This window comes from Massilia solisilvae, from assembly GCF_024753215.1.
Lineage (GTDB): Bacteria > Pseudomonadota > Gammaproteobacteria > Burkholderiales > Burkholderiaceae_D > Telluria > Telluria solisilvae.
Map to the genome: position 1 here is coordinate 95,084 of NZ_JANUGV010000009.1, position 23,993 is coordinate 119,076.

A 23,993-nucleotide genomic window follows, 5' to 3' on the forward strand; every position below is an offset into this window, starting at 1 on the left:
CTATATTTTCACCACGAAATCATTGCCAAGGGAAAATGTGAAACCACAAATCGAATTTAGACACGTTTTAGGCGAGTTATCGGTCAATCGGAACGATCCGTGCGAAATACTCCGAGAGTTAATCTCGAACTCGTATGACGCAGGGGCAAAAAACCTCTTCTATGCGCCCCTAGTCACCGAGAGCGGTCTCATTTTTGCTGACGATGGCACAGGACTATCAAGCAGCAAAAAGACAAACGGGATCACTCCTTGGGAGGCGTTCTTCTCAATTGGGAAGTCGACCAAGAAGAAAGGTAGCTCAATCGGCTATAAGTGCCAAGGATCCAAGCTCTGTTTCGCGTGCTCGCGAATTCTCGTCGCGACAAAAATCAATCCAAAGAAAGACGAATGGTACTATAAGGTCATCGACAACCCACGGGCGAATCTTGACACCAGCTTTAGCATTTTGCCTGAGGCCAAACCGAACAAACTTACCGAAATCATCGATAAGTTTTTCCCAAGTCTCTCGAACGAGTCGGATTTAGCCATCAAAGGCCTTTATGATTATATTCAGAAATCCGCGCTCGTGACCGGCACCGTGGTCCTCATCGATACACTTGACACCGAAAACTTCGGAAAGTATTTCGCCCTGAAAAAGCGGCCAGAAGAGTCTTACGTCTATAACTATATCAGGTTCTTCAGTCGACACGGTGATGTCAGGAGGCTCGACAAAGCACACGGTTTCACGCAAAACCAGATCACGCAAGTCAGTTCCAAGATCGGTGAAGCATCGCTAACGTGCTTCGCCAACAAGAAGGCCTTTCAGATCCCCCACGGATTCCCGTACCTGGAGAAATCGAACGAAGTTGACGTTAAAACGCCAGCTCAAGTTTCCCGGCTAAGGGACGGCCGATTCTTTAGTAGAGCTGCAAAGTGTTTTCAGGTGGGCGGCGCGACGTATTCGATTATTATGGCCATTGACGGAAATCGACGTGCGCACGAAGAGTATCTTCATCTGGATAGGAAGGGGAAAGGACGATCCGGCATACGACTGGGCGACCAGCGAGGTCTTTTCATTTCGGTCAACGGCATTAAGATTTGCAAATACCTCGAACTTCTGGAATCGATCGACGAGTACCGAGTATTGGCGGACGGTGACAGTTCGACGCACTTTTGCATAATTATAGATGGCGAATTCGATCTCGTAACTAACCGCAACTCGCTGAGCAAGAAGGCCTTTGATACCCTACTGGATCCTGAATTCATCAAAGAAGTAAAGAAATTCCTCGACGCGCAGCGAAAGTCGGATTCTATCTTCGCCGAACTTCTTTCCCGACTCAAAAAAGAAAGTACAGAGAATAAGCTAAACGAGCAGATGGAGATCTTGGAAGCATCCCGTCAATTGCTTAAGAAAAGGGAGCGCTTCCGCCTAAGCGAGGACTCTAAAGAACATCTTTTCCTTTCACCCATGCCGGGCGAGGAATACCTGGTCGGCGTGCTCTACGCCACACTTCAAAACCTGCTGCCGCCAGGCTCACCGTTTAGAGAATATTGGAAAAAAATCCTAACGTTTTCGACTCAGGGAATCGATAGCCTTGGGATTAATGATGAATCGGTCAAGCCGCCCCTTGCGGATAAGAACGTCGTCTCCGTCGAATACAAGTACGACTTCAACAATTCCGGACCTTTTAATCATGCCCTCGCCGTAGTTGATTTCATTGTGGCATGGGAGGTTAACCTAGACCCAACAAAACAAATCCGTGACACCTTTACTTGCTTTGGTTCGGTCAGAAAAGTAACCGGGAATGATTTCGAATGGGAGATCTATGACATTGAAAGTGAAGAAGGGTCGGTATATAGCTCGACGGTCAAAGTTATAAACCTCAAAAAATTGATAGAGGCCACTTTCTCCGTCAAGTTCATAGCCGGGACAGTGTAGTTTGCCGAGCTGGAGCTCAGCCATTAGGTTGAGCTCCCCCGTCATATCCCGACGTGATATCTAAGAAGAAAAAACGGCACCCGAGGGGTGCCGTTTTTGCTGAGGCTGACTAAGCTTACTCCCCTTCGCCCGGATGCGTTTCCGCTTCCTGCTGGGCGGCGTTGGCCTGGTCTTCCATCGCTTGCAGCTCGGCGGCCATGTTGGCCTTTTCCTGCTGCAGCAGCTGGGCGCGCTCTTCCGCCTCCCACTGCTCCTTCTCCTTGCGGGCGCGGTGGAACGCCAGACCCGTACCGCCTGGGATCAGGCGGCCGACGATCACGTTTTCCTTCAGGCCGCGCAGACCATCGCGCTTGCCCATGATCGCAGCTTCGGTCAGCACGCGGGTGGTTTCCTGGAACGATGCGGCCGAGATGAACGAGTCGGTCGACAGCGATGCCTTGGTGATACCGAGCAGCACGTTTTCGTACTGCGCCGGCAGCTTGCCAACGGCGTTGACGCGGTCGTTCTCTTCCAGCAGCTCCGAACGCTCCACCTGCTCGCCAACGATGTAGTCGGTGTCGCCGGCATCGGTGATCTGCACACGACGCAGCATCTGGCGAACGATCACCTCGATGTGCTTGTCGTTGATCTTCACACCCTGCAGACGGTACACGTCCTGCACTTCGTCCACGATGTAGCGGGCCAGCGCTTCGATACCCAACAGGCGCAGGATGTCCTGCGGATCGGCCGGGCCGTCCACGATCATCTCGCCCTTGTTCACCACCTGGCCGTCGTGCACCAGCACTTGCTTGTCCTTGGTGATCAGGAACTCGTGCTTGTTGCCGTCCATGTCGGTGATTTCCAGGCGCTGCTTGCCCTTGGTTTCTTTACCGAAGGCGACCGTACCAGTGACTTCCGCCAGCATGCCGGCGTCTTTCGGCGAACGGGCTTCGAACAGCTCGGCAACGCGCGGCAGACCACCGGTAATGTCACGGGTCTTCTGCGACTCGGTCGGGATACGTGCAAGCACTTCACCCACCGACACTTGCTGGCCGTCCTTCACCATGATCAGCGCGCCGACCTGGAAGCCGATGGTCACGCTGTGCTCGGTGCCGGCGATCTTCACTTCTTCGTTCGCTTCGTTCAGCAGCTTGACCTGCGGACGCATGGCCTTGCCCGAACCGCGGCGCTTGGCGTCGATCGCCACCAGGGTCGACAGGCCGGTCACTTCGTCCACCTGGCGAGCGACGGTCACGCCCTCTTCCACGTTTTCGAACTTGATCGTACCTGCGTACTCGGTAATGATCGGACGGGTCAGCGGGTCCCAGGTTGCCAGGGCGGTGCCGGCCTTCACAGCCATGCCGTCCTTGACGCTCAGGGTCGCACCGTACGGCACCTTGTGGCGCTCGCGCTCGCGGCCGTGGTCGTCCGTGATCAGCACTTCGCCGGAACGCGAAATGACGATCTGGGCGCCCTTGCCGTTGGTGACGTAACGCATGGTCGCGGTAAAGCGGATGGTGCCGTTCGACTTGGCTTCCACCGACGATGCCACTGCCGCACGCGATGCCGCACCACCGATGTGGAAGGTACGCATGGTCAGCTGGGTACCCGGCTCACCGATCGACTGCGCTGCCACCACGCCGACTGCTTCGCCGGCGTTCACCAGCATGCCGCGGCCAAGGTCACGGCCGTAGCACTTGGCGCACAGGCCGTAGCGGGTTTCGCAGTTCAGCGGGGTGCGGACCTTCACTTCGTCGATGCCAAGGCGCTCGATTTCTTCGACCATGTCTTCGTCGAGCAGCGTGCCGGCTTCGTACAGCGTCGCCTGGGTTTCCGGGTTGACGATGTCGGTGCCTGCCACGCGGCCCAGGATACGGTCGCGCAGGGCTTCGATCACTTCACCACCCTCGACCATCGCCTTCATCTGCGTGCCGTTGCTGGTGCCGCAATCGTCTTCCGTCACCACCAGGTCCTGGGTCACGTCGACCAGGCGGCGGGTCAGGTAACCCGAGTTCGCGGTCTTCAGCGCGGTGTCGGCCAGACCCTTACGGGCGCCGTGCGTCGAGATGAAGTACTGCAGCACGTTCAGGCCTTCGCGGAAGTTCGCGGTAATCGGCGTTTCGATGATCGAGCCGTCCGGTTTCGCCATCAGGCCGCGCATGCCGGCCAGCTGGCGGATCTGGGCTGCCGAACCACGCGCGCCCGAGTCGGCCATCATGTAAATCGCGTTGAACGATTCCTGAGTGCCGTTGGTGCCGTCACGCTTGACGACCGGCTCGACCTTGAGCTGGTCCATCATCGCCTTGCCGACTTCGTCCGAGGTCTTGCCCCAGATGTCCACCACCTTGTTGTAGCGCTCGCCGGCGGTGACCAGACCCGATGCGTACTGCTGCTCGATCTGCTTGACTTCCGATTCGGCGGTCGAGATCAGGATCTTCTTCACGTCCGGGATCAGCATGTCGTCCACGGCGATCGAGATACCGGCGCGCGTTGCCAGGCGGAAGCCCGACTGCATCAGCTTGTCGGCAAACACGACGGTGGCACGCAGGCCGCACTTGCGGAAGGAGGTGTTGATCAGCTTGCTGATCTCTTTCTTTTTCAGCGGGCGGTTCAGCACCGAGAACGGCAGGCCGTTCGGCAGGATCTCGGACAGGATCGCGCGGCCGACGGTGGTCTCGTAGCGGGTCAGGGTACGGTCGAAGCCGCCTTCGGCATTCTTCGGATGCTCGACGATACGCACGGTGATGCGGGTCGCCAGCTCGACTTCCTTGTTGTCGTAGGCGCGGATCACTTCCGACACGTCCGGGAACATCATGCCCTCGCCCTTGGCGTTGATCGCCTCACGGGTGGCGTAGTACAGGCCCAGCACGATGTCCTGCGACGGCACGATCGACGGCTCGCCGTTCGACGGGAACAGGATGTTGTTCGAAGCCAGCATCAGGGTGCGGGCTTCCATCTGTGCCTCGATCGACAGCGGGACGTGCACTGCCATCTGGTCACCGTCGAAGTCGGCGTTGAACGCGGCGCAGACCAGCGGGTGCAGCTGGATGGCCTTGCCTTCGATCAGGACCGGCTCGAACGCCTGGATACCAAGGCGGTGCAGGGTCGGCGCACGGTTCAGCATGACCGGGTGTTCGCGGATCACATCTTCCAGGATGTCCCACACCACCGGCTCTTGCTGCTCGACCAGTTTCTTGGCGGCCTTGATCGTGGTCGCCAGGCCCATCAGTTCGAGCTTGTTGAAGATGAACGGCTTGAACAGTTCCAGCGCCATCAGCTTCGGCAGGCCGCACTGGTGCAGTTTCAGCTGCGGGCCCACCACGATGACCGAACGGCCCGAGTAGTCCACGCGCTTGCCCAGCAGGTTCTGACGGAAGCGGCCGCCTTTACCTTTGATCATCTCTGCCAGCGACTTCAGCGGACGCTTGTTGGCGCCGGTCATCGCCTTGCCGCGACGGCCGTTGTCCAGCAGCGAGTCCACTGCTTCTTGCAGCATGCGCTTTTCGTTGCGCGTGATGATTTCCGGAGCGCGCAGTTCCATCAGGCGCTTCAGGCGGTTGTTACGGTTGATGACGCGGCGATACAGGTCGTTCAGGTCGGAGGTCGCAAAGCGGCCGCCGTCCAGCGGGACCAGCGGACGCAGCTCCGGCGGCAGCACCGGCAGCACTTCCATGATCATCCACTCCGGCTTGATGCCCGAACGCTGGAACGCCTCGAGCACCTTGAGGCGCTTGGCGTATTTCTTGATCTTCGCTTCCGACTTCGACTCTTTCAGCTCCACGCGCAGCGCTTCGGCTTCGCGGTTGATGTCGATCGAGCGCAGCAGTTCACGGATGCCCTCGGCGCCCATGAATGCGGTGAAGTCGTCGCCGTACTCTTCGTACTTGGCGGCGTAGTCGTCTTCCGACATGATCTGGCACTTCTTCAGCGGGGTCATGCCCGGATCGGTCACGACGTATGCTTCGAAGTACAGCACGCGCTCGATGTCGCGCAGCGTCATGTCCAGGACCATGCCCAGGCGCGACGGCAGCGATTTGAGGAACCAGATGTGGGCGACCGGCGAAGCCAGCTCGATGTGGCCCATGCGCTCGCGGCGCACCTTGGCCAGGGTCACTTCCACGCCGCACTTCTCGCAGATCACGCCGCGGTGCTTCAGGCGCTTGTACTTGCCGCACAGGCACTCGTAGTCCTTGATCGGGCCGAAGATCTTGGCGCAGAACAGGCCGTCACGCTCCGGCTTGAAGGTGCGGTAGTTGATGGTTTCGGGCTTCTTGACTTCGCCGTACGACCACGAACGGATTTTTTCAGGCGACGCCAGGCCAATCTTGATGGCGTCGAAGCTCTCGTTTTGCTGAACTTGCTTGAATAGATCGAGCAGTGCTTTCATTGATCACTCCAGGTGATTGAATTCTTTACTTACTACTTCACCGCTAACCCCGTCGCTCCGGCGGAAGCCGGAGCCCATGCTGAGTGTCCGAAGTAGCTGACTCAGCATGGATCCCGGCCTTCGCCGGGATGACGGCGCATACGTTAGCGGTACGCGCCGGGCTTAACCGCGTTCCAGGTCGATATCGATACCCAGCGAACGGATTTCCTTCACCAGCACGTTGAACGATTCCGGCATGCCTGCGTCGATCACGTGGTCGCCCTTGACCAGGTTTTCGTACACCTTGGTACGGCCATTCACGTCGTCCGACTTCACGGTCAGCATTTCCTGCAGCACGTACGAGGCGCCGTATGCTTCCAGTGCCCACACCTCCATCTCACCGAAGCGCTGGCCACCGAACTGGGCTTTACCGCCCAGCGGCTGCTGCGTCACCAGCGAGTACGGGCCGGTCGAGCGGGCGTGCATCTTGTCGTCCACCAGGTGGTGCAGCTTGAGCATGTGCATGAAGCCCACGGTCACCTTGCGCTCGAACGCTTCGCCGGTGCGGCCGTCGAACATCGTCACCTGGTTCTTCGACGGGGTCATGCCCAGGTGCTTGGCGATGTTGTCCGGGAACGCCAGGTCCAGCATGCGGCGGATTTCCTCTTCGTGCGCACCGTCGAACACCGGGGTCGCGAACGGCACGCCGTTCTTCAGGTTGTTCGCCAGGTCGAGGATCTCGTTGTCGCTGAAGCTGTCCAGGTCTTCCGACTTGCCGGTTTCGTTGTAGATCTTCTGCAGGAAGGCACGCACTTCGTCGGCTTGCGCCTTGGCACGCAGCATCTCGCCGATCCGCAGGCCCAGGCCCTTCGCCGCCCAACCGAGGTGGGTTTCGAGGATCTGGCCGACGTTCATACGCGACGGCACGCCCAGCGGGTTCAGCACGACGTCGGCCGGGGTGCCGTCCGCCATGAACGGCATGTCTTCCACCGGCACGATGCGCGAGACCACACCCTTGTTACCGTGGCGGCCTGCCATCTTGTCGCCCGACTGCAGGCGGCGCTTGACGGCCAGGTAGACCTTGACCATCTTCTGCACGCCCGGCTGCAGCTCGTCGCCCTGGGTGAGCTTCTTGCGCTTCTCTTCGAAGGCCAGGTCGAACTGGTGGCGCTTCTCGTTGATCGACTCCTTGATCGCTTCCAGTGCGTTGGCGGTCTCGTCGTCGGCCGGACGAATGTCGAACCAGTGGAACTTGTCCAGGTCGGCCAGGTATTCCTTGGTGATCGCGGCGCCCTTGGCCAGCTTCTTCGGACCGCCATTGACAAGCTTGCCAACGAGCATACGCTCCAGACGCTGGAAGGCGTCGCCTTCCACGATACGCAGCTGGTCGTTCAGGTCCAGGCGGAAGCGCTTGAGCTCATCGTCGATGATCTGCTGGGCGCGCTTGTCGCGCTGGATGCCTTCGCGGGTGAACACTTGCACGTCGATCACAGTACCGACCATGCCCGACGGCACGCGCAGCGAGGTGTCCTTCACGTCCGACGCTTTTTCGCCGAAGATCGCGCGCAGCAGCTTCTCTTCCGGGGTCAGCTGGGTCTCGCCCTTCGGGGTCACCTTACCGACCAGCACGTCGCCGGCTTGCACTTCGGCGCCGATGTACACGATGCCCGATTCGTCCAGGCGAGCCAGTTGGTTCTCGGCGAGGTTCGAGATGTCGCGGGTGATTTCCTCAGGCCCGAGCTTGGTGTCGCGCGCGACCACCGACAGTTCCTCGATGTGGATCGAGGTGTAGCGGTCGTCTTTCACGACGTTTTCCGAGATCAGGATCGAGTCCTCGAAGTTCAGGCCGTTCCACGGCATGAACGCCACCAGCATGTTCTGGCCCAGAGCCAGTTCGCCCAGGTCGGTCGATGCGCCGTCGGCGATCACGTCGCCACGGGCAACTCGGTCGCCCACTTTGACGATCGGACGCTGGTTGATGTTGGTGTTCTGGTTCGAACGGGTGTACTTGATCAGGTTGTAGATGTCCACACCGATCTCGCCCGCTTGTGCCTCGTCGTCGTTGACGCGAATCACCACACGGCCGGCGTCGACGTAGTCCACCACGCCGCCGCGCGAAGCCTGCACGGTGGTGCCCGAGTCAACCGCCACGGTGCGCTCGATGCCGGTGCCGACGAACGGCTTTTCCGGACGCAGGCAAGGCACGGCCTGGCGCTGCATGTTGGCGCCCATCAGCGCGCGGTTCGCGTCGTCGTGCTCGAGGAACGGAATCAGCGATGCCGCCACCGACACGATCTGGCCCGGGGCCACGTCCATGTACTGGATGCGTTCCGGCGAGACCAGGATCGGGTCGCCGGCTTCGCGGGCCGACACCAGCTCGTCGATCAGCTTGCCGTTCTCGTCCAGGGTCGCGTTCGCCTGGGCGATGATGTAGCGGCCTTCTTCGATGGCCGACAGGTAGTCGATCTTGTCGGTCGCAATGCCGTCTTCCACGCGGCGGTACGGAGTCTCGAGGAAGCCGTACTCGTTCAGGCGGGCGTGCAGTGCCAGCGAGTTGATCAGGCCGATGTTCGGGCCTTCAGGCGTTTCGATCGGGCACACGCGGCCGTAGTGGGTCGGGTGCACGTCGCGCACCTCGAAGCCGGCGCGTTCGCGGGTCAGGCCGCCCGGGCCAAGGGCCGAGACGCGGCGCTTGTGGGTGATTTCCGACAGCGGGTTGGTCTGGTCCATGAACTGCGACAGCTGCGACGAACCGAAGAATTCACGGATCGCGGCCGAGATCGGCTTGCTGTTGATCAGGTCATGCGGCATCAGGTTGTCCGCTTCGGCCTGGCCGAGGCGTTCCTTGACGGCGCGCTCGACGCGCACGAGGCCGGCGCGGAACTGGTTTTCGGCCAGCTCGCCCACGCAGCGCACGCGGCGGTTGCCGAGGTGGTCGATGTCGTCCACTTCGCCACGGCCGTTACGCAGTTCGACCAGGATCTTGATCACGGCCAGGATGTCTTCGTTCGACAGCGTCATCGCGCCGGTCAGCTCGTCGCGGCCAATGCGGCGGTTGAACTTCATGCGGCCCACGGCCGACAGGTCGTAGCGCTCGGGGCTGTAGAACAGGCCGTTGAACAGCGCTTCCACCGACTCTTCGGTCGGCGGTTCGCCCGGACGCATCATGCGGTAGATCGCGATGCGCGCGGCCATCTGGTCGGCGGTGTCGTCGGTGCGCAGGGTCTGCGAGATGTAGGCGCCCTGGTCCAGGTCGTTGGTGTACAGGGTCTGGATTTCGCTGACGTTGGCGTCGCGCAGCTTGCCCAGCAGCTCGTCGGTCAGCTCGTCGTTGGCGTTGGCGATGATCTCGCCGGTTTCCTGGTCAACGATGTTCTTGGCCAGCACGCGGCCCACCAGGTAGTCCTCGGGGACCGAGATGTGCTTGATGCCGGCGTTTTCGATGTCGCGCACATGCTTGGCATTGATGCGCTTGTCCTTCGTCACGATGGTCTTGCCCGACTTCGGATCGACGATGTCGAAGCGCGCGACTTCACCGCGCAGGCGCTCCGGCACGAATTCCATCTCGCCGCCTTCCTGGCGCAGGATGAAGTTGTCGAACACAAAGAAGTTCGCCAGAATCTGCTCCGGCGTCATGCCGATCGCCTTCAGCAGGATCGTCACCGGCATCTTGCGGCGGCGGTCGACGCGGAAGAACAGGATGTCCTTCGGATCGAACTCGAAGTCCAGCCACGAGCCGCGATACGGAATGATGCGTGCCGAGAACAGCAGCTTGCCCGACGAGTGGGTCTTGCCGCGGTCGTGCTCGAAGAACACGCCCGGCGAACGGTGCAGCTGCGAGACGATCACGCGCTCGGTGCCGTTGATGACGAACGAGCCGTTGGCGGTCATGAGCGGCAGTTCGCCCATGTACACTTCCTGTTCTTTCATCTCTTTCACGACCGGCTTGGTCGGCGATTCCTTGTCCAGGATCACCAGGCGCACCTTGGCGCGCAGCGGCGAGGCAAAGGTCAGGCCGCGCTGCTGGCATTCCTTGACGTCGAAGGCGGGGTCGCCCAGCACGTAGGACAGGAACTCGAGGCGCGCGAAACCGTTGTGCGACACGATCGGGAAAATCGACGAAAAAGCCGACTGCAGGCCTTCGTTCTTGCGATCGGTGACAGGAGTATCGGCTTGCAAGAACTGCTCGTAGGACTCGAGCTGGGTTGCCAGAAGATAGGGAACGTTGTGAACGTTGGCGCGCTTCGCGAACGACTTGCGAATGCGTTTCTTCTCAGTGAATGAGTAGTGCATGGACACTCCGTGAGTGACAGAAAGGATGAGAATTCAGGATTTGCCAGTGCTGGCCTTGCGGCCCACAACCAAGTCCTCAAGTCTCGAACTGCCCGCCAGGTAAATTAGACAACCGTGCTACGTACTGCCGGTGACTCTGGTACTTTTGGTACTTCTGCTACTGCTCGGCGGCTGGCTGAACGCATGGGCAGAATCTGCCCACGCTACGCCTGCTGCTGCCGGCCCTGCCCTTGTTGCGGTAGCAGAGACGACAAAAGAGCCAAAGCCGCATACCCCACCTTCACGGCGGGGTTTCGGGCTTTGACTCCGGCGCAGGGTGCCGGTTGGCACCCATTGCTTATTTTTATTACTTGAGCTCGGCTTTCGCGCCAGCTTCTTCCAGCTTCTTCTTAGCGGCTTCAGCGTCGGCTTTCGGCAGGGCTTCCTTGACGGTCTTCGGTGCGCCATCGACCAGGTCTTTGGCTTCTTTCAGGCCCAGGCCGGTGATTTCGCGGACGGCCTTGATGACGCCGACCTTGTTCGCGCCGACTTCAGCCAGCACGACGTTGAACTCGGTCTGCTCTTCAGCAGCAGCTGCGCCACCAGCAGCGGCGCCGCCAGCTGCCGGAGCTGCCATTGCAGCGGCCGACACGCCGAATTTCTCTTCGAATGCCTTGACCAGGTCGTTCAGTTCCATGACCGACATTGCGCCAACTGCGTCCAGGAACTCTTCTTTGCTAATTGCCATTTGTAACTCCAGATTTTATTGAATGTAGTTCAGATGTGTACTTGAGAAAAAGACGCGAGCCTTAAGCGGCTTCGGTTTCGCCTTTTTTCGCTGCAACCGCAGCCAGAACACGTGCAAAGCCCGACACCGGTGCCTGCATGACGCCCAGCAGCTGGGCGATGAGGACTTCACGGCTCGGGATGCTTGCCAACGCAGTCACGCCAGCAACGTCAAGTTGCTTGCCTGCGTAGTTACCGGCTTTCAGGACCAGCTTGTCGTTGGTTTTAGCAAAGTCACTGATGACTTTTGCTGCTGCAACGGCGTCGTCCGAGATCGAGTAGATCAGCGGGCCGGTCATGGCGTCAGCCAGCGGGGCAAACTGCGTACCTTCGACAGCACGGCGCGCCAGGGTGTTCTTCAGAACACGCAGGTACACGCCTTGGGCACGCGCTTTTGCACGGAGTTGCGTCAAGTGAGACACCTGAATGCCACGGTACTCGGCCACGACGATCGTTTGCGCAGTTGCTACTTTTGCGGAAACTTCGGCGACGACGGCCTTTTTGTCATTCAGATTAAGACCCACGGTCAACCTCCTTAAATGATGGATGGCTTGGCGCCTTCCATCGGTTCGAACACGGCGTCCGAAGTTAAGAAGTCAAACCGACGCGGATGAACTCACGCGGCATGAACTACAAAACTTGTTCGGGTTCGCCATCTGCGTTGGGTGGTCTATTAACCTCCTGCCTGCCTGCTGCATTCGGCCCAACGGTCTTTGATAACCTGGCGGGAAATCCCGCCAGCCCAAAGATGCGCCCCGGCCTTACGGACGGGGACTTAATTCCTTACTCAGGCAGCGGCGCCGGTCGACAGGGTGGCGTGGTCAACGCGCACGCCAGCGCCCATGGTCGACGAGATTGCCACTTTGCGCAGGTACACGCCTTTCGACGTTGCCGGCTTGGCGCGGTTCAGGGCGTCGATCAGGGCAACCAGGTTGCTCTTCAGATCTTCGTCGCTGAACGACTTGCGGCCGATGGTCGCGTGCACGATACCTGCCTTGTCGGTGCGGTACTGGACCTGACCGGCCTTGGCGTTCTTGACGGCGCCAGCCACGTCCGGGGTCACGGTGCCAACCTTCGGGTTCGGCATCAGGCCGCGCGGGCCCAGGATCTGGCCCAGGGTACCGACGATACGCATGGTGTCCGGCGAAGCGATCACGATGTCGAACGGCATGTCGCCGGCCTTCACGCGCTCTGCCAGGTCTTCCATGCCGACGATGTCGGCGCCGGCGGCTTTCGCCTGCTCGGCTTTTTCGCCCTGGGCGAACACAGCCACGCGCACGGTCTTGCCGGTACCAGCCGGCAGCACCACGGAACCACGCACCACCTGGTCCGATTTCTTCGGATCCACGCCCAGTTGCACGGCGACGTCGATCGACTCGTTGAACTTGGCGGTGGCAAACTTCTTGATCAGGGCAACTGCTTCTTCGAAGCCGTGCACTTTGTTGCGGTCAACAGCGGCCTTCATGGCCTTGACGCGTTTGGACAGCTTAGCCATTAGATACCCTCCACCGTGATGCCCATCGAACGAGCCGAGCCAGCCACGACGCGCACAGCAGCGTCCATGTCGGCGGCGGTCAGGTCAGGCTGTTTGAGCTTGGCGATTTCTTCCGCTTGCGCGCGGGTCAGCGAGCCCACCTTGTCGGTGTGCGGCTTGGCCGAGCCCTTGGTGATGCCAGCGTATTTCTTGATCAGGTAGGTCGCCGGCGGGGTCTTCATCTCGAAGGTGAACGACTTGTCCGCGAAGGCGGTGATCACCACCGGAATCGGCATGCCAGGTTCCATGCCCTGGGTCTTGGCGTTGAACGCCTTGCAGAATTCCATGATGTTCAGACCGCGCTGACCCAGCGCCGGGCCGATCGGGGGGGACGGGTTTGCTTTACCAGCCGGCACTTGCAGCTTGATAAAACCAACGATTTTCTTGGCCATGATGGCTCCTATGTTGGATTTGAGTAGTAGCGCCCCGCCGTGCTACTGCCTCTCAGGCGGGGCTCCTCTTGTCGGATTCCGCCTGCCTGCTGCGACGCTCCGATTGGCGATAGTAACAACCTGGATCCCCGCCTTCGCGGGGATGTCATCGGCAATGCCGATTACACTTTTTCGACCTGCCCGAACTCGAGCTCGACAGGGGTGGCGCGACCGAAGATGGTGACCGAGACGCGCACTTTCGATTTCTCGTAGTTGACTTCCTCGACGTTGCCGTTGAAGTCGGTGAACGGGCCATCCTTGATGCGGACCTGCTCGCCCACTTCGTACAGCACCTTGGGCCGGGGCTTCTCGACGCCCTCCTGCACCTGCTGCATGATCTTGTCGATTTCGCGCGCCGGGATCGGGGTCGGCTTGTTGCTCTTGCCGCCGATGAAGCCGGTGACCTTGGGGGTGTTCTTCACCAGGTGCCAGGTCTCGTCGGTCATGTCCATCTCGACCAGCACGTAGCCAGGGAAGAAGCGGCGCTCGGACACGGATTTTTGGCCGTTCTTGACTTCGACCACTTCTTCGGTCGGGACCAGGATCTGGCCGAACTGTTCGGTCATGCCGGCGCGGGCGATGCGCTCGTTCAGCGCGCGCATCACGCTCTTTTCCATGCCGGAATAGACGTGAACGACGTACCAGCGCTTGTTGCTGACCGGGACACTCACAGGAGCGCCCGCCGGCGTGGCGCCAGCGTCAGATGCCGGAGCGCCGGCCGCCGGGACTTCGCCCGGCACGCTATCTTGCACGTTTTCGCTCATTATTGTTTCCAGCCCAGTATGACGTCGTACAGCGTGAATTCGAGAATCTTATCCGTGCCCCACAGGAAAATCGCCATCACCAGCACGAAGGCAAACACGATGCCAGTGATCTGGGTGGCTTCCTTGCGGGTCGGCCAAACAACCTTCTTGGTCTCGCGGACCGCTTCCTTGGCAAAGCCCAGGAAGTCGCGGCCGGAGGTGGAGGTCCACAAAAGCAGGACGGCAAAAGCCAAACCAGCCACGAGGGCGCCTGCGGCGACCAGGGCTGGTTTGTTTTGGCCTTTCAGGTAAAAGAACCCGACGAGCCCTGCAATCGTAGCAACCACCGCCAGCACAACCTTCAGCTTGTCGCCCGGGTTGCCGACGGTTTGCACGGATTGATTAGACATACTAGTTTACTTTCGGTGCCCCGCACCAGATTCGGTGGCAGGGGCGGAGGGCATCGAACCCCCAACCTTCGGTTTTGGAGACCGACGCTCTGCCAATTGAGCTACGCCCCTACGAAAACTTCTCAGTTGAACCGGCAATTCTACCACCAAGCGCGCGCTTCGTGGCAAGCCTTTGTTGACGAGGCAGGACCGGTTGGAGTCCTGCCTCGGTATTGCAGACCGTCTTAGGCGAGGATCTTGGCAACCACGCCGGCGCCGACGGTGCGGCCACCTTCGCGGATTGCGAAGCGCAGGCCTTCTTCCATCGCGATCGGAGCGATCAGCTTGACGGTGATCGACACGTTGTCGCCCGGCATGACCATTTCCTTGTCGGCCGGCAGCTCGATCGAGCCGGTCACGTCAGTGGTACGGAAGTAGAACTGCGGACGGTAGTTGTTGAAGAACGGGGTGTGACGGCCGCCCTCTTCCTTCGACAGCACGTATACTTCGCCGGTGAAGTTGGTGTGCGGCTTGATCGAACCCGGCTTGGCCAGCACTTGGCCACGCTCGACTTCTTCACGCTTGGTGCCGCGCAGCAGCAGGCCGACGTTGTCGCCAGCTTGACCCTGGTCCAGCAGCTTGCGGAACATTTCGACGCCGGTCACGGTGGTCTTCACGGTGTCCTTGATACCGACGATTTCGATCTCTTCGCCGACTTTGATGATGCCGCGCTCGACACGACCGGTCACCACGGTACCGCGGCCCGAGATCGAGAACACGTCTTCCACCGGCATCAGGAAGGTGCCGTCAACAGCACGTTCCGGGGTCGGGATGTAGCTGTCCAGTGCATCGGCCAGCTTCATGATGGCCTGCTCGCCCAGCTCGCCGGTGTCGCCTTCCAGCGCCATACGTGCCGAACCCTTGATGATCGGCAGGTCGTCGCCCGGGAACTCGTACTTCGACAGCAGCTCGCGCACTTCCATTTCGACCAGTTCCAGCAGTTCTGCGTCGTCGACCAGGTCGCACTTGTTCAGGAACACGATGATGTACGGAACACCCACCTGGCGAGCCAACAGGATGTGCTCGCGGGTCTGCGGCATCGGGCCGTCAGCAGCGGAGCAGACCAGGATCGCGCCGTCCATCTGGGCGGCACCGGTGATCATGTTCTTGATGTAGTCAGCGTGGCCCGGGCAGTCAACGTGGGCGTAGTGACGGTTTGCGGTTTCGTACTCGACGTGCGCGGTGTTGATGGTGATGCCGCGGGCCTTCTCTTCCGGAGCAGCGTCGATCTGGTCGTACGCTTTTGCTTCGCCGCCGAACTTCTTCGACAGAACGGTTGCAATCGCCGCCGTCAGGGTGGTCTTGCCGTGGTCAACGTGGCCGATGGTGCCGACGTTCACGTGCGGCTTGGTCCGTTCGAATTTTTCCTTTGCCATTTTAGACTCCTGATCCTAACGATTTTGAAGAAGCCGGGCACGCGCCCTGCCGTCGGTTTTTTGTTACTACTAAAATTCTGGTGCCCTTGACGTGGATTGAACACGTGGCCTCTCCCTTACCAAGGGAGTGCTCTACCACTGAGCTACAAGGGCTTTTATTCTTGCATTGCCTGAATCAACTGGAGCGGGTGAAGGGAATCGAACCCTCGTCGTAAGCTTGGAAGGCTTCTGCTCTACCATTGAGCTACACCCGCGAGGCCAACTCCTGCAACCGCAACTGCAAATTCCGCAATCAACTTGGTGGTGGGGGCTGGATTCGAACCAGCGTACTCGTAAGAGGGCAGATTTACAGTCTGCTGCCTTTAACCACTCGGCCACCCCACCCGCGAAGAACCGCAGAGTATGAAGCAAGCACAAAATGCTGTCAACTATTTTCGCCGGTGCTGATCCAACTCAAACAGCTGCTGCGCTTCGGGGCGTGATTGTAACCGCTCGTCCTGCAAGAGTGCAAGGGCTGTTTGCCCGCGAATTTTTCACGCTTTTTCACGGCCACCGCGGGGTGTAACGATTTAGCAACAATCGGAGGGCGTGGATGACCCCTGCGCAATACCCGCAGTGGCGCTGGCCGCAGCTGCTGCTGGCCAATGCCGCGGCGGCGGCGATCTACCTTGCCACGGCCCTGCTCGGCGGGCTGATCGCGCTGGCGCCGAGCTATCCGAGCCCGGTATTCCCGCCGGCCGGGGTCAGCCTGGCGCTGACGGTGCTGGCCGGCTGGCGGGTGCTGCCCGGGGTGGCGCTGGGGCCGCTGCTGGCCTACTACCTGGCCGACGGCTGGCCCGGCAGCGCCACCGCCGGGGCCGGCGCCGCGCTGGCGGTGGGCGGCACCATGGCCGGGGCCACGCTGCAGGCGTGGGCCGGGGCGCGCGCGTTCCGGCACTGGGTCGATCCGGCGATCGATTCCGGGCGCGACGTGCTGCGCTTCCTGCTGCTGGCGCCGGTCTCGTGCGTCGTCAGCGCCACCGTCAATGTCGGCGTGCTGGCCGCCATCGGCCTGCTCGGTTCGCACGACCGGCTGGCCACCTGGGTCAACTGGTGGGCCGGCGACACGCTGGGCGTGCTGCTGGCCGCGCCGCTGACGTGGATCGTCTGTGCGTTGCCGCGTCCGCTGTGGCGGCGCCGCGCGGGCGTGGTGGCGCTCCCGCTGGTGGTTGCCGCTTGCGCCGTGCTGGTCACCTACGAGCAGGCGGTGCGCTGGGAGCACGACCAGGCCCAGCACGCGTTCCGCCTGCGCGCGCAGCAGACGGCCGACCTGTTGCAGGCCGAGTTCAACGAGCACGTGCGCTTCGTGCAGACCTTCGCGCTGGCGCTCGGCGACGTGCGCCGCATGCTGTCACGCGACAAGTTCCTGGTGATCGCCCGCAACTACGTGGACGGCCGCCCCGAGCTGCAGGCGATCGACTGGGCGGTGCGGGTGCCGCTGTCCGAGCGCGCCGTGTTCGAGGACTGGGCCCGCAACAATGCCGATCCGCGCTTCTCGATCCTCGACCTCGGGCCCGGCACCGCGACCCGGCCGGCCGGCATCCGGCCCGTGTATTTCCCGGTCCTGTACACCACGCCGATGTCGAACAAGTCGGCGCTCGGGCTCGACTTCCTGAGCGACCCGGACCGGGCGCAGGCCGTGCGCCGTGCGCTGGCTTCGCCCGCGCCTGCCGCCAGCGCGCCGGTTACGCTGGTCATCAACGCCATGCCCGGCATCGACCTGTTCAAGTCGGTTGGCCAGCCGGGCGAGCCACCGGTCGGGCTGCTGGTGCTGGTCATCAATGCGCGGCTGATGGAGCAGCGCGCCGCCGCCGCCTCCGGGCTGACCGGCTATGCGCTCGACTTTCGCGACGTGACCGAGCGCGTCAGCATGCCGGTGACGGGCGTGGTGCGCCGCCCTGCCGCGGACGACTTCCGGGTCACGCTGTCGTTTGCCGGGCGGCGCTACGCGCTGCGCTTCACGCCGCTGGCGACTGCACCGCAGCATGGCGTGGCCAGCTGGATCGTGATCACCGCGGGGCTCCTGATGACCGGCCTGCTGGGCGCGCTGATGCTGCTCATCAGCGGCGAGCGCGCGCGCATCGAGGCCGTTGTCAGCGACCGCACCACCCGCCTGCGCGACCGCGAGGCGCGCCTGCAGGCGATCCTCGACAACGCGGGCGATGCCATTGTGACCGTGGATCACGAGGGGCGGCTGGTGTCCGGCAATGCCGCCACCGCCAGGCTGTTCGGCTACCCGCCGCAGCACCTGCCCGGCCTGCCGTTCAGCGCACTGGTATCGATGCCGGACGGCGCGCCGGCGCCGGCGCTGCTGGCGCGGCTGGCCGGCGCGCCACCGGAAGAGCGCGACCTGAAGGCGGTGAACGCGCGCGGCGAAGCGTTCCCGGTCACCATCTCGGTGTCGCGCGTGCTGCTGGCGGCCGAGCACCTGTTCGTGTGCATCGTGCACGACCTGTCGGAGCAGTACCGCTCGCAGGAAAAGATCTACCGGCTGGCCCACTTCGATGGCCTGACCGGGCTGGAGAACCGCTTCGCGCTGCGCAAGCGGCTGGACGAGGAGCTCGCGCACGCGCGCCGCTCCGGCGAGCCGCTGGCGTTGCTGTTCATCGACCTGGATCACTTCAAGAAGATCAACGACTCCTACGGCCACCACGCCGGCGACCAGCTGCTGGTGGCGGCCAGCGCGCGCATGAAGGACCTGCTGCGCAACGTGGACGCGATCGGGCGTCTGGGCGGCGACGAGTTCGTCATCGTGCTGGGCGGACCGCTGACGCCGGACAGCGTGTCGCTGGTGGCGGTGCGGGTGGTGCAGTCACTGTCCGAACCCTATCAGCTCAATGGCGTGACCGTGCACAGCGGCGCCAGCGTGGGCGTGGCGCTGTTCCCGAACGACGGCGACGACGGCGCCACGCTGCTGCGCCACGCCGACACCGCCATGTACGCGGCCAAGCGCGAGGGGCGCGGCAACTTCCAGTTCTTCTCCGAGGCGATGAACGCCGCCACCCATGAGCACCTGCTGCTGGAAAACCGCATGTGGAGCGCGCTCGAGCGCGAAGGCTTCGAGTTGCACCTGCAAGCCCAGGTGGCGCTGGATACCGGCCGCGTGATCGGCGCCGAGACGCTGCTGCGCTGGCACGACCCGGAGTTGGGCGCGGTCGAGCCGAGCCGCTTCATCCCGATCGCCGAGGAGTGCGGCCTGATTTTGCCGCTGGGCGACTGGGTGCTGTCGCGCTCGATGCAGCTGCTGGCCGACTGGCAGCGCGACGGCCTGGCCGGGATGCGCCTGGCGGTGAACCTGTCGGCGCGCCAGTTCGGGGGCGACGCCCTGCTGAGCCGCCTGGACCAGCTGCTGGCGCAGCACCGCATCGACCCCTCGCGCATGGAGCTGGAGATTACCGAGACGGCGGCGATGCGCGACCCCGAGAGCACGCGCCACCTGCTGCGCCAGCTGCGCGCGCGCGGCTTCAAGCTGGCGATCGACGACTTCGGCACCGGCTACTCGTCGCTGGCCTACCTGAAGCTGTTCTCGATCGACCGCATCAAGATCGACCGCGGCTTCGTCAAGGACCTCGAGACCAACCCGAACGACGCGGTGATCGTCGCGGCCACCATTGGCCTGGCCCATTCGCTGGGGCTGTCGGTGATCGCGGAAGGGGTCGAGACCCACGCGCAATGGGGCTTTTTGCGCGACAAGCGCGGCGACGAGGGGCAGGGCTTCTTGTTCGCGCGGCCGATGCCGGCGCGCGAGTTCCGCGAGTTCCTCAGGACCCAAGCGCAGCCAGTACCTGGCTCTTGAGCGCCTTGATCAGCGCGGTTTCGTCGGGCGGCACGCCTTCGGGCGCTTCGCGGGTGCGGTCGCCGTAGAACAGGCCGACCTGCACCTTGTTCACCACCAGCGGCAGCACGATGAAGCTCTTGGCATCGGGCAGCAGCGCGCGGTGCCAGGACGGCAGCAGCTCGCGGATCTTGGGCGAGGCCGCGTCGGCGATCATCAGGTCGGCGTCATTCTCCATCGCCAGGTGGAACAGCTCGCGCCGCGATTCGAGCGGGAACACAAAGCCGGCCTGGCGCGCCACGTGCTCCTCGCCGAACGAGACGCGCGCGCGGTACTGGCCCTGGCGCAGATCCTTGAGCACCACCGTGGCAAAGCGAAAGCCCATCGACAGGTACAGCGTCTCGAGCACCGCAAAGATGACGTCGTTGACCTTGGCCTTTCCGGCCGCGCGCATCTGGGTCACGTCCTGCAGGCCGGCCAGCAGCTGCTCGCGCGCGTTCTTCGGCTTGCCGCTGGCGTGGCGGCCTTCCTGTTCGCCGCCATCGTTTAGCGTGGCCTGCTGCAGCACGCTGGGCAGGCCCGGCGCGTCGTGCGCCGCTTCGTCGGCCTTGGGCGCGCGCGACATGTTCATGCTCTCGAGCAGGCTGTCCATCTCGCCGCGCACGGTGGCAAACAGCCCTTCCAGTTCGCCCCTGCCGATGCCCAGCGCCTGGCCGTAGCGCGCCACCAGCGCCTGCGCCTCCGGGGTCTCGGCCGGCTCGGCCGCGCGCGCGACCAGGCGCGCCACGTCCAGGCCGAACGCGGCCACCTGGCGCATCCAGTCGCCACGGCTGGCGGGCACCTTGAGCACGCCGGACGGCGGCGCGGACAGCGCGCGCACGATCACGTCGGGGATCTGCCATTCGCCCAGCACCGCTTCGGACAGCGCGTCGTAGCTGCAGCCCAGCACCATCTGCGCGGCCTGGCCGAGGGTGTGCTTGCCGGTCGCGGCAAGCTTGTTGATCTCGCGGTAGCTGTCGTGCGCATGCGAGGCCACCAGCAGCGGGCCGAGGTTCTTGAACAGGGCCGCGATGGCGGCTTCCTCGGCGCCCTGGAAGTGGCTCTTCTTGGCCAGCTCGCGCCCCACCAGGCTGGCGCACAGCGAGGCTTCGAGCTCGACGCGCACGCTGTTGGCATGTGCGCTCGCGCCCAGCGCATCGACCAGCATCATGGCCAGCGCGGCGGTCTTGACCGTGTCAAAGCCCAGCAGCGAAATGGCGCGCGAGACCGTGGTTACCGGCAGGCCGGAAGCGGTGCGGTAGGTGACCGTGTTCGACAGGCGCAGGATACGCTGGGTCAGCGCCACGTCCGACAGCACGTAGTAGGCCAGGTCGTGCGTGCCCTGGTCGTCCGAAGTGGCCATCTGGACCACGCGCGCGACCGAGCTGCCGAGCGCGAACATCTCGTCGTCGCCGCTCACCTTGGCCAGCAGCTTGCCACGCACGTCGCGTGCGCCGCCGGCCGGCTCCTTGTGGATACCCTCTGCCATGAATGCTTACCCTGCTTTGCGGATGCGCGGGCCTTTGTTGTACTTCTTGAGGACCTGCTGGTGCAGCGCGACCAGCGCCGGCAGCTTGGGATTGCGCCCGTCCAGGCGGCGCACGCTGTCCAGCAGGCCCGGCACGCTGGCCGCCAGCTTGTCGTCCCAGCCGGTGTGCTCGAGGCAGCGCAGGATCGCCAGCGCCGCGTTGAACGCCACCGCCGGGTTGCCCGGCATTTTGGCCGCCGCTTCCTGCATCAGTTCGACCGCGCCGAGGTAGTCGCCGGCACGCGCCTTGGCCGCGCCGGAAGCGACCAGGTCGACCACCTGCTGGCGCGTCTCCTGCGCCAGGCGCGCTGCCATCTCGCCGTGGCCGGCCTGCTGCAGCACGTCCATCGCCTTGGCCATCGCGGCGTCGCCGCTGGCGTTGCGCATCACGTCGCGTACCACCTCGGCCGCGCCCTCCTCCATGCCGTTGGCCAGGCAGGTGCGCGCCAGCTCCAGCTTCAGCTCGGGCGACAGCTCGGGCGCGTCCTTGCAGGCGGCCATCGCGGCCTTGAGCGATTCGTTCAGGCGGTCGGTATTGCCGGTGTGCTGGTGCAGCATCATGGACGAGATCGCGCTGCAGGCGCTGGCGTTTTTCTGTCCGCCGAGCGAACGGTCCAGGTCGCGGATCACGGCGGCGGCCTGGTCGGGTTCGTTCTTGGTCACCAGCGCGCGCACCAGCTTGACGTGGTCCTCGGGGTCGCGGAATTCCGAATATTTGGCCTTGGTGACGACCTGGCGCAGCGACTTTTCGGCGGTGTCGGCGTCGCCCGCGGCCAGCGCGGTCTCGCCCAGCGTGCGCAGGCGGCGCACCACGTGCGGCGACACCGCGACCGCGTCGGCCAGCACGCCCTGCGACTTGTCCAGCGCGCCCAGCGCGGCGTGGGTGCGCGCCAGCCAGTCGTAGGCGTCGACGAAGTTCTTGTTGGAGGCGACCAGCTCCTCGAGGATGGCCTGCGCCTCGTCGTAGCGGGCGCGCTCGAACAGGGTCTTGGCCAGGCCCAGGCGCGCCCACGGGATCTGCTTTTCCTCGGCCAGCGCGCGGTAGATCGGCTCGGCCTGGTCGAATTCGCCCTGCAGCATCAGCTGCTCGGCGCGCAGGCGCTGGAACTCGAGCGCGTAGCGCGGGAACGCCTGCTCGGCTTCCAGGCAGGCGGCGATCGCCTCGCGCTGGTGGCCGGCGTCGATCAGGGTGTGCGCCGGCATGAAGGCGCGGCGCCGCTCCAGCGCGCGCGTGATGCGCTCGAGCAGACGGTCGGCATTGAACGGCTTGAGGATGTAGTCGGTGGGCGCCAGCTCGGCGGCGCTGACCACGCGCCCGTAGTCGCCCTCGGCGGTGACCATGAAGAACATGGTCGACAGCGGGATCAAGCGGTGGTGGCGCAGGTCTTCCAGCAGCTGCTGGCCATCCTGCCCGCCGCCCAGTTCATACTCGCACAGGATCAGGTCATATGGCTTGGTGGCCACCTGCTTGATCGCCTGGTTGGAACTGGCCACCCCGTTGATGGCGGACAGGCCAATCATGGTCAGCATGTTCTGGACGCTGGTGCGCATGCCAGCGTTGGGATCGATGATCAGGGCCGACAGTCCGTCCAGTTGGTTCATGTCCAGTTCATTCCGATGTGAAGCCGCCCCTGCCGGGACGTTCGGGCGGCCACGGCCGCGTTTGTTTGTCTCGGAGCAAGTATATTACGACGGAGACAAGAAAATATTCAATCCGGCTGGACAAAACGCAAAACTAAGCGAAAACCGTGGAGAAAAACGACAGTCGGGGCCGGAAAACCGGTTCAGGAGGCGGCGGGAGCCTGGCGCTGGGCCGTACGGCGGCCGTTGACGCACTCGCCGTGGACGCCGCCGGACAGGATGTTCTGGTAGCGCACTTCGTACTTGCCGGCGGCCAGCTTGTCGATGACGAGGCGCCCCCGGCCCTGCACGTAGGCATGGCGCACGTTGGCGCGCCGGTCCAGGTCGTAGATCTTGACAAACACCGGCGAAGGGTTGGCGCTGTTGTCCACCACCACCTGCATCTCGTCGCCCATGTTACCGACCGGGTAGCCTGTCAGGTAGCCGGACTGGGCCGGCCAGGGGTCGCCGTTGGGCGCGACCATACTTTGCAGGTCGGTGTCGCAGTCCGGCGCGCGCGCCGGCACCACCAGCTGGGTCACTGCCAGGGCCTTGATGTCCGGCGCCGGCTCGCGCGCGTCAGCGCCGTACGGGATGGCCCAGCCGTCGCGCCCCGGGTCGGATACCGGATCGGGCCGCTGCACCGGCACCCCGATCGCCTTGCCGCCCCAGGCCAGCGCCGATGGCAGCAGGCTCGACGGCGGGGCCAGCAACAGCGAAGTCGCGGCGCCGGCCACGAAGCACACCGACATGCCCAGCCACCAGCGCGCGTCGCGCAGCAGGCGCCGCTGCGGACGGCTCGGCACCGGCTGCGCTTCCCAGGCGTCGTGCCTGGCGCGCTCGCGCCCGTCCTCGGCGTGCGTACTCTCCAGCCACTCGACTTCCCACTCCTCGGCCGCGATCCACTCGTCGTGCTCCTTGCGGCGCACCGGGTCTGACAGGGTGTTGTAGGCGGTATTGACGATGGCCATGATGCGCGCGGCCTTCTCGTCGCCGGGATTCTTGTCGGGATGGTATTTCTGGCTCAGGGCCTTGTACGCCGCACGAATGACCTCCTGCGGTGCCTGGCGCGACACCTTCAGGTTGTCATAGTGGGTGTGGATCTTGGCCATGGGTTATCCAGCTGTGCGGGGGGGGG

14 protein-coding genes and 4 tRNA genes are annotated in these 23,993 nt (G+C 63.1%); 2 read left to right on the plus strand and 16 right to left on the minus strand.

What is annotated here, in order from left to right; all coding sequences use genetic code 11:
* The first annotated feature begins 37 nt into the window (after positions 1-37).
* Positions 38-1,918: a hypothetical protein gene (locus NX773_RS22085; RefSeq protein WP_258858397.1), complete on the plus strand. Its 1,881-nt coding sequence runs from the start codon at positions 38-40 to the stop codon at positions 1,916-1,918.
* Between the two features lie 115 nt (positions 1,919-2,033).
* Here NX773_RS22085 and rpoC read toward each other — a convergent pair whose 3' ends face one another.
* The 13 genes from rpoC to NX773_RS22150 form a co-directional block, all read right to left on the minus strand.
* Positions 2,034-6,284: a DNA-directed RNA polymerase subunit beta' gene (gene rpoC / locus NX773_RS22090; protein WP_258858398.1), complete on the minus strand. Its 4,251-nt coding sequence runs from the start codon at positions 6,282-6,284 to the stop codon at positions 2,034-2,036.
* A 162-nt stretch (positions 6,285-6,446) separates the two neighbouring features.
* Positions 6,447-10,556: a DNA-directed RNA polymerase subunit beta gene (rpoB, locus tag NX773_RS22095; RefSeq protein WP_258858399.1), complete on the minus strand. Its 4,110-nt coding sequence runs from the start codon at positions 10,554-10,556 to the stop codon at positions 6,447-6,449.
* 346 nt (positions 10,557-10,902) lie between these two features.
* Complete coding sequence (gene rplL, locus NX773_RS22100) at positions 10,903-11,283, minus strand: 50S ribosomal protein L7/L12 (RefSeq protein WP_258823090.1); 381 nt, start codon at positions 11,281-11,283, stop codon at positions 10,903-10,905.
* A gap of 61 nt (positions 11,284-11,344) precedes the next feature.
* On the minus strand, positions 11,345-11,845 hold the full coding sequence (gene rplJ, locus NX773_RS22105) for a 50S ribosomal protein L10 (protein WP_258823089.1): 501 nt from the start codon (positions 11,843-11,845) through the stop codon (positions 11,345-11,347).
* Positions 11,846-12,108: 263 nt separating this feature from the next.
* Entirely contained in the window at positions 12,109-12,816 is a 708-nt protein-coding gene (gene rplA, locus NX773_RS22110; RefSeq protein WP_258858400.1) for a 50S ribosomal protein L1, read from the minus strand.
* Positions 12,816-13,247 (minus strand): 50S ribosomal protein L11, encoded by a 432-nt coding sequence (gene rplK, locus NX773_RS22115; protein ID WP_258858401.1) that lies wholly within the window; start codon positions 13,245-13,247, stop codon positions 12,816-12,818. Before rplK ends, rplA begins: the two co-directional genes overlap by 1 nt.
* Before the next feature lie 161 nt (positions 13,248-13,408).
* Positions 13,409-14,050 (minus strand): transcription termination/antitermination protein NusG, encoded by a 642-nt coding sequence (gene nusG / locus NX773_RS22120; protein WP_258858402.1) that lies wholly within the window; start codon positions 14,048-14,050, stop codon positions 13,409-13,411.
* Entirely contained in the window at positions 14,050-14,439 is a 390-nt protein-coding gene (gene secE / locus NX773_RS22125; RefSeq protein ID WP_258858403.1) for a preprotein translocase subunit SecE, read from the minus strand. The genes nusG and secE overlap by 1 nt, the downstream gene beginning before the upstream one ends.
* A gap of 35 nt (positions 14,440-14,474) precedes the next feature.
* Positions 14,475-14,550 (minus strand) — tRNA-Trp (locus NX773_RS22130).
* Between the two features lie 113 nt (positions 14,551-14,663).
* A complete protein-coding gene (gene tuf, locus NX773_RS22135; protein ID WP_258858404.1) occupies positions 14,664-15,854 on the minus strand; it encodes an elongation factor Tu in 1,191 nt (396 codons plus the stop codon).
* Positions 15,855-15,932: 78 nt separating this feature from the next.
* Positions 15,933-16,007 (minus strand) — tRNA-Thr (locus tag NX773_RS22140).
* A gap of 27 nt (positions 16,008-16,034) precedes the next feature.
* Positions 16,035-16,108: transfer RNA gene (locus NX773_RS22145), tRNA-Gly, on the minus strand.
* A 44-nt stretch (positions 16,109-16,152) separates the two neighbouring features.
* Positions 16,153-16,238: transfer RNA gene (locus NX773_RS22150), tRNA-Tyr, on the minus strand.
* 208 nt (positions 16,239-16,446) lie between these two features.
* On the opposite strand from NX773_RS22150, the gene NX773_RS22155 reads away from it, so the two are divergent.
* The gene (locus tag NX773_RS22155; protein WP_258858405.1) at positions 16,447-19,689 is read left to right on the plus strand and encodes an EAL domain-containing protein; all 3,243 of its coding nucleotides are present in this window, start codon (positions 16,447-16,449) and stop codon (positions 19,687-19,689) included.
* On the opposite strand, the gene NX773_RS22160 is transcribed toward NX773_RS22155, so the two are convergent.
* The 3 genes from NX773_RS22160 to NX773_RS22170 form a co-directional block, all read right to left on the minus strand.
* Positions 19,655-21,196, minus strand: a complete 1,542-nt coding sequence (locus tag NX773_RS22160; protein WP_258858406.1) for an HDOD domain-containing protein — start codon at positions 21,194-21,196, stop codon at positions 19,655-19,657. The two genes, NX773_RS22155 and NX773_RS22160, sit on opposite strands and share 35 nt — an antisense overlap.
* A 6-nt stretch (positions 21,197-21,202) precedes the next feature.
* A complete protein-coding gene (locus NX773_RS22165; RefSeq protein ID WP_258858407.1) occupies positions 21,203-22,837 on the minus strand; it encodes a tetratricopeptide repeat-containing response regulator in 1,635 nt (544 codons plus the stop codon).
* A gap of 182 nt (positions 22,838-23,019) precedes the next feature.
* A complete protein-coding gene (locus tag NX773_RS22170) occupies positions 23,020-23,967 on the minus strand; it encodes a J domain-containing protein (protein ID WP_258858408.1) in 948 nt (315 codons plus the stop codon).
* Positions 23,968-23,993 lie beyond the last annotated feature (26 nt).